Here is a 13,690-nt window from a genome sequence, read left to right on the forward strand (position 1 = left end):
GCGTCCATCGCCGAGCCGTTGCTGGCGCATTACTGGTCGCCACAACCGCAATTGGCTCTGGGCCAGGCGTTGCGCGGCAGGGCGACTTCGGCGCTGGACATCTCCGACGGCCTGCTCGCTGATTGCGGGCACATCGCGTTGGCGTCCAAGGTCGGCGTGCGGATTGAACGGGACAAGCTGCCGCTGTCGAAAGCCCTGGTGGCCTTCCTCGGGCAAGCGGCTGCCGAAGCGGCGGCACTGAGCGGTGGCGACGATTACGTATTGGCCTTCACGCTACCGCTCGTCGACTTGTCGCCGTTGCTGGCCGAAGGATGGCCAATCCACGTGGTCGGCCGAATAGAGGCCGGACAGGGCGTGACGCTGCTGGACGCCGACGGGCAAGACATCACCCCGCAAATCCGGGGCTATCAACATTTTCGGGAGACACCGTGACAGATCATCCCAAACAGGTCCCGGCGGAATTCGTACCGCCATCGGTCTGGCGCAATCCCTGGCATTTCCTGGCGTTCGGCTTCGGTTCGGGCACCTTGCCGAAAGCACCGGGCACCTGGGGTTCGTTAGTTGCGCTACCCTTTATTCCGTTGTGGCAGATGCTGCCCGACTGGGGCTACTGGTTGATGCTCGGCATCACCATGCTGTTCGGCTTCTGGCTGTGCGGCAAAGTCGCCGACGATTTGCGGGTACACGACCACGAAGGCATCGTCTGGGACGAAATGGTCGGGATGTGGATCACGCTGTGGCTGGTGCCGGAAGGATGGTACTGGTTGCTCGCGGGGTTCCTGATGTTCCGCTTCTTCGACATTCTCAAGCCCTGGCCGATTCGCTGGATCGACCGGCATGTACACGGCGGCGTCGGGATCATGCTCGACGACGTGCTGGCAGGCGTATTCGCGTGGTTGGGCATGCAAGGGCTGGTGTGGATTTTCGCCTGAGTGGCGACACGGGGGACTAGGGATGGCGGGACGCTGGTGGGCCGGGATGGTTTTCGCACTGTGTTGCTCACTCGCCCAGGCGGGGGACGCCGCGACGCCGCCGTCCGTGATTCACCTGGCCAGCGAAGACTGGGAAGACTACACCGCCGCCGACGGGCATGGACTGGGCTGGGACGTGCTGCGACAGGTGTTCGAACCGGCCGGCGTCGAACTGGACATTCGCTCCGAGCCGTACACCCGTTCGGTCGGCCTGGCCCAGCGCGGTGAAATCGATGCGTGCGTCGGCTCCTATCAGGGTGAGGCCAGCAATTTGCTGTACCCGCACTGGAACTTCGACACCGATCATATCTACGCCCTCGGGCTGGCGAGCAACCCGGCGCCCACCCCCGAAACCCTCGGCAACTATCGACTGGCCTGGGTTCGTGGCTACGACTATCAGCATTACCTGCCCAACATTCGCCGTTACAACGAAGTGATCCGGCGCAGCGGCATTCTGTCGATGCTGACGCACAACCGTGCGGACTATTACATCGACGCGTTGACCGAGGTTGATTACGTGGTCAGCCGGGCAAAGGATCCGTCGCAGTTCCGTCGAACCCATATCGCGGAGTTGCCGCTGTACCTGTGCTTCGCCGACACCCCCAGGGCCCGCACCTTGATGGCGCTGTTCGACCAGCGCATGGCGTTGCTGGTGAAAAGCGGCGCGCTGAAACCGATCTTCGCCAAATGGAAACAGCCGTATCCGTTCAGCACAGACTGAACGCGTATGTACGGGTTGATGATGAACCCCTGTGGGAAACCCCTGTGAGAACCCCCTGTGGGAGCGGGCTTGCTCGCGAAAGCGCTGGGTCAGTCACATTAATACCAACTGGCCCACCGCTTTCGCGAGCAAGCCCGCTCCCACAGGGGAAGGTGTGGCTCCCACAGGGAAGGTGTGGCTGGCGCAGTGATCAAACTTTTAGATCGCTATGTCCCATAATTCAGCCTAAGCGTCTGCAGGAACCTGCTGTTACAATGCCGCCTCTGCGAATCTCCAGTACTTATTGATCAGGAGCACACCGGTGCCTGTCGTTTTTGTCGCCGCTTCCAAGCTGCCAACGCCTTTTGCGCAATTCACCATGCACGGTTTTCTCGATGAGGAAAGCGGACGCGAGCACGTCGTGCTCAGCCTCGGTGAATTCGACGACGGTGCTCCGGTACTCGGTCGCCTGCACTCCGAATGCCTGACCGGCGATGCGTTGTTCAGCCAGCGTTGCGACTGCGGCTCGCAACTGGAAGCCGCGTTGCAGGCCATCGCCCGTGAAGGCCGTGGCGTGTTGCTGTACTTGCGTCAGGAAGGCCGTGGCATTGGCCTGCTGAACAAGATCCGTGCCTATGAGTTGCAGGACGGCGGCGCCGATACCGTTGAAGCCAACGAACGCCTGGGCTTTGCCGCCGACCAGCGCGACTACGCCATGTGCTTGCCGATGCTGCAGCACCTGGGTGTGAAATCCCTGCGCTTGATGACCAACAACCCACGCAAGGTCAAAGCCTTGACCGACATGGGCATCGTGGTCGCCGAGCGCGTGCCGCTGCACACCGGCCACAACCCGCACAACAAACTCTACCTGGCGACCAAGGCCAGCAAGCTCGACCACATGATGGGCAACGAGCATCAGGGCGAGGCGGATCGAGCGTGACTCGCGGTCAGGTCCGGCGGCGACTGTCCGTCAATTGGTGGCAATACCTGGCTCTGGCCTTGTTGCCCCTGTCCGTGATCAACGGCGTATTCGGCGAGGGTGAGGCGATCCTGCCGGTGCTGGCGATGCCGATGTTCATTGCCGGGGTGGCCTCGATGTTTGTCAGCCTGAAGTTTTTCGGCGGCTACAAGCACGCACTGATCGCCACCCAGAAAGCCCTCGATACCGCTGAAGAACCCGCTGCCTGGATCGCCTTGGCCGCCAGGCGCCGCAGCGCATTCCTGGCCGCCAGCCTGCCGGCGTGGATCGGAGCGTTGGCGGTATTCGTCGGCCTCGAAGCCGTGCCGCTGGTGCTGCTGGCGCTGTCGACCACGGTGCTGTTCTACCTCTACCGTATCCCGCGTCAACTCGGCTGATGCTGCGTCATCGGCTGGCGGTTTTGCTGCTGGCCGTCAGTGGCTCAGCCCTTGCGGTCGAGCGGGTGGTCAGCCTCGCTCCGTCTCTCTCTGAAATCGTTGTCGAGCTGGGTTCGGCGGATCTGCTGGTCGGCGTGCTGGATGCCGGTGAGCGTCCAGCCGAACTCAAAGACCTGCCGTCGGTGGGCCGCTACGGCCAGTTGGACATGGAGCGGCTGCTCAGCCTCAAACCTGATTTGCTGCTGCTCTGGCCCGGCAGTGTCGGCCCGGCGCAGCGCGAACAGCTGCAGCGCTTGAACATTGCGACCTACGTCGCCGAACCGCATGATCTCGCACAACTCACCACGCAGATTGAATCGATCGCCAGGCAACTCGGCCGGCCGGAGCGTGGCGTCACGTTGGCCGATGACTTGCGGCAGAAACTGGAAAAGCTGCGTCAGCGCTATCTCCGGGACAAGCCGCTAACGGTGTTCTATCAAGTCTGGGATCGGCCGCTGTATACCGTGGGCGGCGGGCAGATCATCAGCGATGCGTTGCAGGTGTGTGGCGCGCGTAATGTGTTCGCCGACCTGACGTTGCCGGCGCCGCAAGTCAGCGTAGAAGCAGTGTTGCAGCGCAATCCCGAGGTGATTCTGGCGAGTGATCGGGCGCAGCTCGATGCGTGGAAAGCGTGGCCGCAGGTGGCGGCGGTGGCGCAGGGGAATTTGCTGTTGCTGACGGATAAAGGGCTGGAGCGGCCGAGTGGGCAGATGATCGAGGCGACGGCCAAGTTGTGCCAAGTGATCGCGCCGGACCGTTAAGACCGAGGTGCCTGCTTCGCGAGCAAGCCAGCTCCCACATTGGAATGCGATCCCCTGTGGGAGCGGGCTTGCTCGCGAAGAGGCCCGCCCAGACACCGCTTATTTCAAATCAGAGCCCAGGCGTCCACGTCACCCCGAACATCCACGCCCGACCTTCCTCGCAATACCCGTACTGACTGCCGTCATAGCTGTACAACGCGCGGCTGTAACCCTTGTCCAGCAGGTTGTCGACCTTCAGCTCCAGCTTCACTTCGTGAGTCAGCGCCCAACTGCTGCGCAACCCGAGCAAGGCATAACCCCCCAACGGCTGCTGATTGTTTTCATCGTCATAGCTGCTGCTCACCGCTTGCCAACTCGCGCCCAAACCCAATCGATCAAACTGCCGATCCAGGTCCAGGCTCAACGTACGGCGGGCACGACGGGCGAGGGTGTGACCGGTGTCGCGGTCTCGCGGATCGATAATCGCCACACCGAGGTTGCTCTGCCAGCCGAACAGTTGCTGTTTCAGCGCCGCTTCGAAGCCGTTGATTCGCGCCGACGCCACGTTCTGCGGGCGGTTGTTGCTGCCGAAAATAATCGCGTCTTCCAGATCGGTACGGTACAGCGATGCTTCCAGTCGGCTGGTCTCGGTCAGTTGGCTGCGCCATTGCAGTTCATAGCTTTTCGAGGTTTCGGGCTTGAGGTCCGGGTTGCTGAAATCCGGGTAATACAAATCGTTGAACGTCGGCGCGCGGAAGCCTTCGCTGTACGTCAGCAGCAGGTCGTTGTCCGGGTTCAACGGCAGGGTGAAGGTGCCGCTCCAGCTGTTTTGGCCGCCGAACTGCTGGTTCTGATCACGGCGCAACCCCAGTTCCGTGGAGAAGCTGTCCGCCTGATAACGATGCTGGATAAACGCCGCCCGGTTCCAGCGACTGTTTTCATCGAACGGCGTGCTGCTGTTGATGCGGTCTTCGTACCAGTCTCCGCCCAGGATCAGGCTGTTGCGTTCGTTGAGCGTCAGGTCGTTCTGCCAGTTCACCGAATCGCGGTACGTGTTGAACACACTGCGCTCGTCGCTGAGCGTGTCGAGAGTCTTTTCGCGGTTCTCGCTGTGGCCGAATTCGACGCGGGTTTTCCAGGCGTCATTAATGCGAGCATCGACGTAACTGCTGACGCTACTGACGTCGAAATCGCTGTAGGGCTGCTGCTGGACTGACTCGAAGGTGGTCGTGTCGAAACGACCGAACGGGTTGTCGAATGCGCTTTTGCCGCGGTTATCCAGCAGGTTGGCGCCGATCTCGATGTCGTCGGTGAGGGCGTGGCTCAGGCTCAGGCTCAGCGATTTATTGCGGTACTCGTCGTGATCGCCGTCGCTCGGGTACGACTCGTGGGTGCGGTTGATCCCGGCGGTTTCATCGAGGCTGGCGCCGAGGTTGAAGCGGGTTTTCGCATCGCCACCGGACAATCCCAGGCTGCGTTCCCAGGTCTGATTGCTGCCGACACCCACGTGCAGGCGCGGTTGCAAGCCTGGCTCGCCGCCGCGTCGGGTGAAAATCTGGATCACCCCGCCAATCGCATCGCTGCCGTAAATCACCGAACGGGAGCCGCGCAACACTTCCACGCGCTCGACCTGTTCGATGTTGATGTGTTGCAGGTTGCTGTCGCCGGAGGTGGTGCTGCCGATGCGTTGACCGTCGACCAGTACCAGGCTCTGCGCCGACTTGGTCCCGCGGATGTAAATCCCCGGCAGGCTGCCGCGCCCGCCGGTTTGCCCGACTTGCACGCCCGGCACCCGGCGCAGCAAGTCAGTGACGCTGTCCGGTTGCAGGCGGTCGATGTCATCGCGGGTAAACACCGTGTTGGCGGCGCTGCTGTCGTTGCGGGCTTCGACCTGGCGGTCGGCGCTGATGATGACGTCGGGCAGCTTCAGGGCCTGGTCGCGTTCGAACGTGTCGGCCAGCAGTTGGCTGGACGGCAGAAGGGTCAGCGTCAGGGCGAGGCGGGAGAGTTTCATTGGCAGTCCGTGGGCTATCTGGAACGAGCACATGTTTGACGGTTTCATAAAACCAATGTGGGAGCGGGCTTGCTCGCGAAGGCGGTGGGTCAGTCAACATTAAGTCGGCTGACAGTCCGCCTTCGCGAGCAAGCCCGCTCCCACAGGGTTTTGCGTTTAGATGTTCAGCAGTTGCAGGCGCTGGCGAATCGACGCTTCGATGCCGGCTTCATCGAGCCCACATTCCGCCAGCATCTGCGCGGGCTTGGCGTGCTCGACGTAGGTGTCCGGCAAGCCCAGGTGCAGCATCGACTTGAGGATGTTCTCGCGGGCAAGAAACTCGCTGACCGCGCCACCGGCACCGCCCATGATCGCGTTTTCTTCGATGGTCACCAGCAACTCGTGGCTGCCGGCGATTTCGCGAACCAGCGCTTCATCCAGCGGTTTGACGAAACGCATGTCGACCACCGTGGCATCCAGTTTCTCGGCAACTTTCAGTGCCTCGGCCAGTTGCACGCCGAACACCAGCAGCGCGACTTTTTTGCCCTGGCGGCGAACCACGCCTTTGCCGATTTCGATCGGTTGCAGGTCTTTCTCGATGGTCGCGTTCGGGCCGTTGCCACGCGGATAACGCACGGCCGCCGGACCGTTGAACAGGTGCCCGGTGGTGAGCATTTTGCGCAGTTCGTTTTCGTCGCTCGGGGTCATCACCAGCATGCCGGGGATGCAGCGCAGGAAAGACAGGTCGAAGCTGCCGGCATGCGTCGGGCCGTCTTCGCCCACCAGGCCTGCGCGGTCGATGGCGAACAGCACGTCGAGGTTTTGCACCGCGACGTCATGGATCAGCTGGTCGTAACCGCGTTGCAGGAAGGTCGAATAAATCGCCACCACCGGTTTTGCGCCTTCGCAAGCCATGCCGGCGGCGAGGGTCACGGCGTGTTGTTCGGCAATCGCCACGTCGAAATAGCGCAGCGGAAAACGCTCGCTGAAGGCCACCAGATCGGAACCTTCCTTCATCGCCGGGGTGATGCCGACCAGGCGCGGGTCAGCGGCCGCCATGTCGCACAGCCACTCGCCAAACACGCCGGAGTACTTCGGCCCGGCGGATTTTTTCGGCGCAGCGGCCGGGGCGTTGAGCGGTTCGAGTTTGGTGATCGCGTGGTAACCGATCGGGTCGACTTCCGCCGGGGCGAAGCCTTTGCCTTTCTTGGTGACGACGTGCAGGAATTGCGGACCTTTGAGATCGCGCATGTTGCGCAGGGTGGCGATCAGGGTCGGCAAATCGTGGCCGTCGATCGGGCCGATGTAGTTCCAGCCCAGCTCTTCGAACAGCGTGCCGGGGACCAGCATGCCTTTGGCATATTCTTCGGTACGGCGGGCGATTTCCCAGGCGCCGGGCAGGCGCGAGAGAACCTTTTTGCTGCCTTCGCGCATGCTCGCGTAAGTGCGGCTGGAAAGGATCTTCGCCAGGTAATTCGACAGGCCGCCGACGTTACGCGAGATCGACATGTCGTTGTCGTTGAGGATCACCAGCATGTTGGCGTTCACTTCTGGCGCGTGGTTCAGCGCCTCGAAGGCCATGCCGGCGGTCAACGCGCCATCGCCGATCACGGCAATCGCCTTGCGATCACTGTTCTGCAGGCGGGCGGCAATCGCCATGCCCAACGCGGCGCTGATCGAGGTGCTGGAGTGGCCGACGCCAAAGGTGTCGTACTCGCTTTCGGAACGACGCGGGAACGCGGCGACGCCGTCCTTCTGGCGCAGGGTGCCCATGCGCTCGCGACGGCCGGTGAGGATTTTGTGCGGATAGGCTTGATGACCCACGTCCCACACCAGCCGGTCGTCCGGGGTGTCGAACACGTAATGCAACGCGATGGTCAGCTCGATGACGCCCAGGCCTGCACCGAAATGCCCGCCGGTCTGACCGACCGTGTAGAGCAATTCCAGGCGCAATTCATCGGCCAGGGTTTCCAGCTCGGCTTCGCCTAACCGGCGCAGGCCGTCCGGCGTGTTGGCACGGTCGAGCAGCGGCGTGTTCGGGCGCTTGCGGGGAATCTCATGAAACGTCGTGGGCATCAGGCGAATCGTTATAGGTATAAAAGATGCGGCAGTTTACCTGATGCATCGGCCCCTGCCCACGCGTTGGTCTTTTTTGGCCGATACGCCGTCAGCTGCGGCGGTCGACGATATAACGGGCCAGATCGCGCAATGGCTCGGCCGCCGCGTCAAACGGTCGCAGCGCATGCAGGGCCTGATCGCGCAGTTCCAGGGCGTAGGCCTTGGCCGCGTCGAGGCCGAGCAACGCCGGGTAGGTCGGCTTGTCGCGGGCGATGTCGGCGCCCTGGCGTTTGCCGAGGGTTTCGGTATCGCTTTCCACGTCGAGAATGTCGTCCTGGACCTGAAACGCCAGGCCGATGGCCTGTGCGTAGGTCTGCAAGGATTTCAGTTCGTCCTTCTCCGCGCGGCCACTGGCCAGGGCGCCGAGTTTGACGCTGACCTCGATCAGCGCGCCGGTCTTGTGCCGGTGCATGTATTCGAGGGCCTTCTGGTCGAGTTTCAGGCCGACCGAACCGAGGTCGATGGCTTGACCGCCGACCATGCCGGCCGGGCCCGCCGCCAATGCCAGCGCGCTGACCATTTGCAGGCGCAGGTCGCAGGTGAGCGCTGCATCCGAGGCGCTCAGGCGCGGATCGAGCAGGGCGCTGAAGGCCAGGCTCTGCAAGCCGTCACCGGCCAGAATCGCGCAGGCTTCGTCGAATTTTTTGTGGGTGGTCGGCTGGCCGCGACGCAGGTCGTCGTCGTCCATGGCCGGCAGGTCGTCGTGCACCAGGGAATACGCGTGAATCAGCTCCACCGCGCAGGCGGCGCCGTTGGCCTGCTCGGCCTTGCCGCCGAGTGCTTCACACGCCGCGTAGGCCAGCAGCGGACGCACGCGTTTGCCGCCGTTCATCACGCTGTAGCGCATGGCCTCGTACAGCCGCGCCAGCTCAGGGCCCGGCGGGTTGAACAGGGTTTCCAGGGCCGCGTTGACACGGGCCTGGCTGGTCGCCGAGTACGCTGCAATCATTCTGGCTGATCCGCTTCGAAGGGTTCCTCGGCCAGCTCGCCATCGCGCTCGAGCAGCACTTGAACCTTCTGCTCGGCCTGGGCCAGCGCTGCCTGGCAATCGCGGGTCAGACCGATGCCTTGCTCGAAAGCCGTCAGCGAGTCTTCCAGCGACAGCTCGCCGTTCTCCAGGCGCTCGACCAGCGTTTGCAGGTCAGCGAGGGATTGTTCGAAATCCAGTGCAGCTTTTTTGCGGGCCATGGCGGCTATTTCCGGTTGACGTTAAACCGGCGCGACACTAGCAGACATGGGGGTTATGGGCAAATGAACGGGTGGTTTGAGCCCCGTCCCATTGGGCAGCGGCACAATCCCTGTGGGAGTTGGCTCGCTCGCGAAGACGGCGTGTCAGTCGCCATTAATGTTGGTTGGTAAACCGCTTTCGCGAGCAAGCCCGCTCCAACAGGTGTGGGTTACGACAGGTCATGGTGTTGAGTCATCGGGATATCGGATCTGGTATCGGGTACTACGCCCGCCACCGGGCAGTCGATTGAGGCAACCCTTATCCAGCAATTCAGCCAAATGGCGCGTCGCAGTAGCCTTGGACACTTTCGCCACGGCTTGATACTGCGCGGCGCTGATGCCCTCCACAAAGCCTCGCTCCCCCCCGTCCAGCAACCGATTCAGTACTTTGCTCTGTTCCACGGTGAAGGCGGACGCTCGGTGCGCTTGCCAGAAACGCGCTTTGCCCAACACTAACCCGATCCGCGTCATGGCCTGCTGCAAGCTGCGTAAAAGCGTTTTCAAAAACCACTCCAGCCATCCGGTGATATCCGTCGTGGCTTTCTGGCTGGCCTCCAGCACGCGGTAATAGCCGCAGCGGTCCTCGAGGATGCTCGCCGACATCGCATAAAAGCGGATCGCTTGCGCTTCACCCTGAGCCAGCGCCAAGTCGGTGATCGTGCGCGTGAGGCGCCCGTTGCCGTCGTCGAAAGGGTGCAGGGTGACGAACCAGAAATGCGCGATGCCCGCGCGCAGCAAGGGATCAAGGCTGGTTTGATTACGGCTGGCATCGAACCAGCTCAGGAAAGTCTCGAGTTGACGCTCAAGGCCAAGGCGAGGCGGTGCTTCGAAGTGAACGGTCGGCCGGTCGAGGCGCCCTGAAACCACCTGCATCGGTTCATCGCCGCGTAATGCGCCGACATGGATCGAGCGGGCGGCAAAGTCGGTGCCCTGATCCGGAAATAGCCATTGATGCCATTCCAGCAATCGCTCCAGGGTCAGGGGCTGCGCAAAGTGCTGCGTGGCGTCGAGCAGCAATTGCGCCAGCCCTTCGCTACGTTGGCTGACGTAATCGCCCTCAAGCGCTTCCAGGCCCAGACGCCGCGCCAGCGATGAGCGTACCGAACCGACATTCAACTGTTCGCCCTCAATCGCCGAGGACGTCACGATGTTCTGCAACAAGGTATCCAGTTCATTCTGCGCGTTGAATGAGCCACCCACGGAAATGGCCATGCCCAGCAACTGACCTTGCGCTTGCACGCATTCACGCAATAGCGGCGTCAGACGCTCGCTTTGCCAGGTGAAATTCGGCCAGTCGGGCTGTTGCCAGATCCAGTTAACTGCCATGAAATCGGGTGCTCCAGAGACGATGAGCCGAATAATAGTCGTATTCGGCTCGTTTCGTGAGCCGAATAACGCCGCTATTCGGCTCACGCCGCGAAATATGCGTGATTCTTGGCGCAATACAAGATGTATCCGATTGTTAAAAAACTGCCAAATAGCTAATCTTCGCGCCTTCTACGACCCATTAGTCACGGGTCATTCTGACGAAACGCAGTTTTTGGATCTGTAACGCGCCGAGGATCGGGCGCAAGGTTTCGTTATGCATGGCAGGAGGCGTCACATGCGTTCATTTCTTTTGCTGTTGATGGGGCTGGTCTGCGCGAGCGCTGTCGGGGCCGAGCCGACGGCTGAGCTGTCGGAACCGGTGGGCGGCTGGCGTTACAACGGCCTGCTCGATCGCAGTGAAAACCCGCAAGTCGCGTACCCCACGCCGCCTATCGACCGTGGCGTGCAGCGCAATCGCACGATGATCGAGGGCCAGCTCAAGGCGATCGGCACCCAGCGTGGGCCGCACACCCTGGCGGTCAACGGCAATCCACTGAACCTGTACACCGACGACGAAGGCCGTTTCGCCCGGCCGTATGCCTTTGGCGCGGGCTCCAACAGCGTCGAAGTGCGCAGCGCCGAAGGCAAGTCCCTCAAGCGCGTTCAATTTTATGAAGCCAACAACCTGCGCACGCCGGCACGGATTCGCGTGGTGCTCGGCTGGGACGACCCGAAAGCCGAACTCGACCTGCACATCATCACCCCCGACGGCCAGCATGCGTTCTTCGCCCACACGGCGTTGACCAATGGCGGCGGTCTGGACCCGGACGGCGTCGATGGCCCCGGCCCGGAAATGTTCACCATGACCGCGCCGCTGCATGGCACTTATCTGGTTTACGTGAACTATTGGGGCAACTTCGGCAGCGAAGGCTATAACTTCGATGAGGCCAGCAACCAGAACGAGGTCATCACCTCGCAAATCAACCTGGTGCTCAACGAAAACACCGTCGACGAAAAACGCGAGACCTTCATCGTGCCCCTGCGGGCCATCGGTGACCTGTTGCTGGTCAAGACTTTCAACTATTAAGCATCCCGCTCCACGGATGAACTGCTGAGCTTTGGGAACATGAGCGTGAACATGAGCGATAACACGATTTCACCAGCGGTTTCCCCGGCCGCCGCAACGCCGGCTGCCAACCCTCCACGTCGCTGGCCCGCCGTGCTGATCGGGCTGTGCCTGGTGGCCGGCGTGGCGGGCGGGTTGGGCTGGTTCATGCACAAACCCAAAGTGCCGCTGGCGGCGTTGGCCAGCGACAAACTGGGCATGAGCCGCCCGGACGGTTTGCTTGAAACCCATTCCTTGAGCCAATTGCCCAAGGATTTGCTGGCGGTGCCGTTCCTCAAGGAAACCCTGACCGAAGATTTCGTCTTCTATTACGAAGCACACGCCGACCGCCTCGGCTTGATCGGCAGCTTGCGGCGGATCATTTACGAGCATGACCTGAAATTGCAGGACAGCCTGATCGAGCAACTGTTCGATCAACCGGCCGACGTGGCGCTGTGGCGCGGGGCGGATGGTCGCCTGAAAGATTTCCTGCTGGTGATGGATCGCGGCGGCCTGGCCAAAGTGCTGGAGCCGCTGGCCAAAGTCGCCCTGGATGACACGCAATTGACCCAGGTCGGCTCGGTGAAAGTCGGCGCCGACGATGTTGCGCTCTATCAACTGACTTACAACGCGACCAAGGCGCTGCTGTTCGCGTCCCATGGCGACAAACTGGTGGTGCTGTCCAACCCGGCCAAACTCTACGACTCGGACAACGGTGCCGCAGAAGAGCCGGGCAGCGTGTCGACCCAGTCCATCGCCGCGCTGCTCAACGGCGACAAACTGTTCCCTGAAGCCTTCGGCCTGCAACCCCGCGCGCCGGAGGTGAAGCAACGGCTGTCGGTCAATGCCAGCGTGTTGGCCATGGGTTATCAGCGCTTCATTCCGAACTTCGCCGGCCTGCGCTTCGACATGGACGACAAGGGCTGGCACAGCTTCCTCGCCATGGATGAACTGGACAACCAGCCGGACTTCAATTTCAAACCGATCTGGCAAGCCATGCCGATGGGCGCCAGCGCCTGCGTCGCCTTGCCACTCGCCGCCGAACAACAGAAGCCGCTGCTGGTAAAACTCGGCGCCGAAGAAAAAGTCGCCCAGGCCCTGACCGAACACATGGCCGGCGCGGCGGGCCTGTGCTGGTACGCCGATTCGCGGCTGTACACGCCGCTGCTGGTGGCCAGCCTGAATGACAGCGACAGCGCCAAACTCGACGGTGACCTGGGCGGCTTGTTCGGTTCGATGGTCGGCGCGTTTGAGGCCAATGTCGATGAACACGCGTTCCCGGTGGTCGAGAAGCAGGAAGGGCAAACCCATCAGTGGCAGCGTCAGGTCAGCTCCAACTTCGGCCCGTATGCGGCCAAGGAGGCCGAGAACCCGGACGCGATCAGCGGCAAGGCGTTCATGAAAGTCAGCCTGGCGCGGCACGGTTCGACGCTGCTGTTCTCCCTCGACGACAAACTGGTCGACAAGGCCCTCGGCACCCTCGACAAACGCTTCCCGCCGATGGCCGACGTGGTCCCCAAAGACCTGCTGATGCCGGTCTACTTCGGCCCCGATTCCATGGCGCAGCTGATGCAGCAGGAAACCCTCGACAGCCTGCCGCAGGACATGGAACCGGTGTTCTACAACGCCGCGCAAACCTACCTGATCCCGAAACTGCGCAAGCTCGGCGGCTACGGTAAATACGCCCTGACCTTACCCGAAGGCAGCGAGCCCGACGGCCACTGGCAGTGGCTGCCACTGGAATGGAAAGCCCTGTGACCGCACTTATCCGAGGCCTTGGCCTGCTGGCGATGTTGCTCGGCAGTCGGGCATTTGCCACCGAAGCGCCGCCGCTCGACGTGCAGCAATCCCAAGTGTTTCGCGCCTGGTTCGTGCGCATCGCCCAGGAGCAACTGACCCAAGGCCCGAGCCCGCGCTGGTATCAGCAGGATTGCGCGGGCCTGGTGCGTTTCGCCGCCAACGAAGCGCTGAAAGTCCACGATGACAAATGGCTGCGCAGCAACGGCCTGTCCAATCGCTACCTGCCGCCGGAGCTGCATTCAGATGCTGCGCGACTTTCTCGCCAAGACGGTGGGTGGTTTCGTTGAGCCACGCCGGTTTGAACTGCGGGCCGAGTTCCTGCTGGCGCCAGTC

The 13,690-nt window shown here is 62.1% G+C and carries 12 protein-coding genes and 2 pseudogenes; 9 read left to right on the forward strand and 5 right to left on the reverse strand.

Annotated elements, in window-relative coordinates; all coding sequences use genetic code 11:
* The 6 genes and pseudogenes from ACQKP4_RS26315 to ACQKP4_RS26340 form a co-directional block, all read left to right on the forward strand.
* Positions 1–432: pseudogene (locus ACQKP4_RS26315) on the forward strand (thiamine-phosphate kinase); the annotation flags it as partial.
* Positions 429–932 (forward strand): phosphatidylglycerophosphatase A family protein, encoded by a 504-nt coding sequence (locus ACQKP4_RS26320; protein WP_056743666.1) that lies wholly within the window; start codon positions 429–431, stop codon positions 930–932. The pseudogene ACQKP4_RS26315 and the gene ACQKP4_RS26320, both read left to right, overlap by 4 nt.
* A gap of 22 nt (positions 933–954) precedes the next feature.
* Positions 955–1,692, forward strand: a complete 738-nt coding sequence (locus tag ACQKP4_RS26325) for a substrate-binding periplasmic protein (protein WP_427636876.1) — start codon at positions 955–957, stop codon at positions 1,690–1,692.
* A 301-nt stretch (positions 1,693–1,993) separates the two neighbouring features.
* Positions 1,994–2,611 (forward strand): GTP cyclohydrolase II, encoded by a 618-nt coding sequence (gene ribA / locus ACQKP4_RS26330; RefSeq protein ID WP_262164057.1) that lies wholly within the window; start codon positions 1,994–1,996, stop codon positions 2,609–2,611.
* Complete coding sequence (locus tag ACQKP4_RS26335) at positions 2,608–3,027, forward strand: MFS transporter (RefSeq protein WP_427636877.1); 420 nt, start codon at positions 2,608–2,610, stop codon at positions 3,025–3,027. The genes ribA and ACQKP4_RS26335 overlap by 4 nt, the downstream gene beginning before the upstream one ends.
* The gene (locus ACQKP4_RS26340; protein ID WP_427636878.1) at positions 3,027–3,827 is read left to right on the forward strand and encodes a cobalamin-binding protein; all 801 of its coding nucleotides are present in this window, start codon (positions 3,027–3,029) and stop codon (positions 3,825–3,827) included. Before ACQKP4_RS26335 ends, ACQKP4_RS26340 begins: the two co-directional genes overlap by 1 nt.
* Positions 3,828–3,936: 109 nt before the next feature.
* Here the strand turns inward: ACQKP4_RS26340 and ACQKP4_RS26345 are convergent, their stop codons facing one another.
* The 5 genes from ACQKP4_RS26345 to ACQKP4_RS26365 form a co-directional block, all read right to left on the reverse strand.
* Complete coding sequence (locus ACQKP4_RS26345; RefSeq protein ID WP_427636879.1) at positions 3,937–5,820, reverse strand: TonB-dependent receptor domain-containing protein; 1,884 nt, start codon at positions 5,818–5,820, stop codon at positions 3,937–3,939.
* A 156-nt stretch (positions 5,821–5,976) separates the two neighbouring features.
* Positions 5,977–7,875: a 1-deoxy-D-xylulose-5-phosphate synthase gene (gene dxs, locus ACQKP4_RS26350; protein ID WP_427636880.1), complete on the reverse strand. Its 1,899-nt coding sequence runs from the start codon at positions 7,873–7,875 to the stop codon at positions 5,977–5,979.
* A 91-nt stretch (positions 7,876–7,966) separates the two neighbouring features.
* Positions 7,967–8,866, reverse strand: a complete 900-nt coding sequence (locus ACQKP4_RS26355) for a polyprenyl synthetase family protein (protein ID WP_427636881.1) — start codon at positions 8,864–8,866, stop codon at positions 7,967–7,969.
* A complete protein-coding gene (locus ACQKP4_RS26360; protein WP_056743654.1) occupies positions 8,863–9,105 on the reverse strand; it encodes an exodeoxyribonuclease VII small subunit in 243 nt (80 codons plus the stop codon). Before ACQKP4_RS26360 ends, ACQKP4_RS26355 begins: the two co-directional genes overlap by 4 nt.
* Positions 9,106–9,324: 219 nt before the next feature.
* A complete protein-coding gene (locus ACQKP4_RS26365) occupies positions 9,325–10,470 on the reverse strand; it encodes a Fic family protein (protein ID WP_427636883.1) in 1,146 nt (381 codons plus the stop codon).
* A gap of 277 nt (positions 10,471–10,747) precedes the next feature.
* Here ACQKP4_RS26365 and ACQKP4_RS26370 point away from each other — a divergent pair, with 277 nt between their 5' ends.
* The 3 genes and pseudogenes from ACQKP4_RS26370 to ACQKP4_RS26380 form a co-directional block, all read left to right on the forward strand.
* Positions 10,748–11,539: a YfaP family protein gene (locus ACQKP4_RS26370; RefSeq protein ID WP_427636884.1), complete on the forward strand. Its 792-nt coding sequence runs from the start codon at positions 10,748–10,750 to the stop codon at positions 11,537–11,539.
* A 51-nt stretch (positions 11,540–11,590) separates the two neighbouring features.
* On the forward strand, positions 11,591–13,315 hold the full coding sequence (locus tag ACQKP4_RS26375) for a DUF2138 domain-containing protein (RefSeq protein ID WP_427636885.1): 1,725 nt from the start codon (positions 11,591–11,593) through the stop codon (positions 13,313–13,315).
* Positions 13,300–13,593: pseudogene (locus tag ACQKP4_RS26380) on the forward strand (DUF1175 family protein); the annotation flags it as partial. The gene ACQKP4_RS26375 and the pseudogene ACQKP4_RS26380, both read left to right, overlap by 16 nt.
* Positions 13,594–13,690: the final 97 nt, after the last annotated feature.

Source organism: Pseudomonas sp. NPDC086278 (assembly GCF_050280905.1).
Taxonomy (GTDB): domain Bacteria; phylum Pseudomonadota; class Gammaproteobacteria; order Pseudomonadales; family Pseudomonadaceae; genus Aquipseudomonas.

Excerpts from the sequence above, each read along its gene's own strand:
- ACQKP4_RS26345 (WP_427636879.1), bottom strand. The coding sequence starts at position 5,820 with ATGAAACTCTCCCGCCTCGCCCTGACGCTGACCCTTCTGCCGTCCAGC.
- dxs (WP_427636880.1), bottom strand. The coding sequence starts at position 7,875 with ATGCCCACGACGTTTCATGAGATTCCCCGCAAGCGCCCGAACACGCCG.
- ACQKP4_RS26360 (WP_056743654.1), bottom strand. The coding sequence starts at position 9,105 with ATGGCCCGCAAAAAAGCTGCACTGGATTTCGAACAATCCCTCGCTGAC.
- ACQKP4_RS26340 (WP_427636878.1), top strand. The coding sequence starts at position 3,027 with ATGCTGCGTCATCGGCTGGCGGTTTTGCTGCTGGCCGTCAGTGGCTCA.
- ACQKP4_RS26370 (WP_427636884.1), top strand. The coding sequence starts at position 10,748 with ATGCGTTCATTTCTTTTGCTGTTGATGGGGCTGGTCTGCGCGAGCGCT.
- ACQKP4_RS26355 (WP_427636881.1), bottom strand. The coding sequence starts at position 8,866 with ATGATTGCAGCGTACTCGGCGACCAGCCAGGCCCGTGTCAACGCGGCC.
- ACQKP4_RS26325 (WP_427636876.1), top strand. The coding sequence starts at position 955 with ATGGCGGGACGCTGGTGGGCCGGGATGGTTTTCGCACTGTGTTGCTCA.
- ACQKP4_RS26365 (WP_427636883.1), bottom strand. The coding sequence starts at position 10,470 with ATGGCAGTTAACTGGATCTGGCAACAGCCCGACTGGCCGAATTTCACC.
- ACQKP4_RS26375 (WP_427636885.1), top strand. The coding sequence starts at position 11,591 with ATGAGCGATAACACGATTTCACCAGCGGTTTCCCCGGCCGCCGCAACG.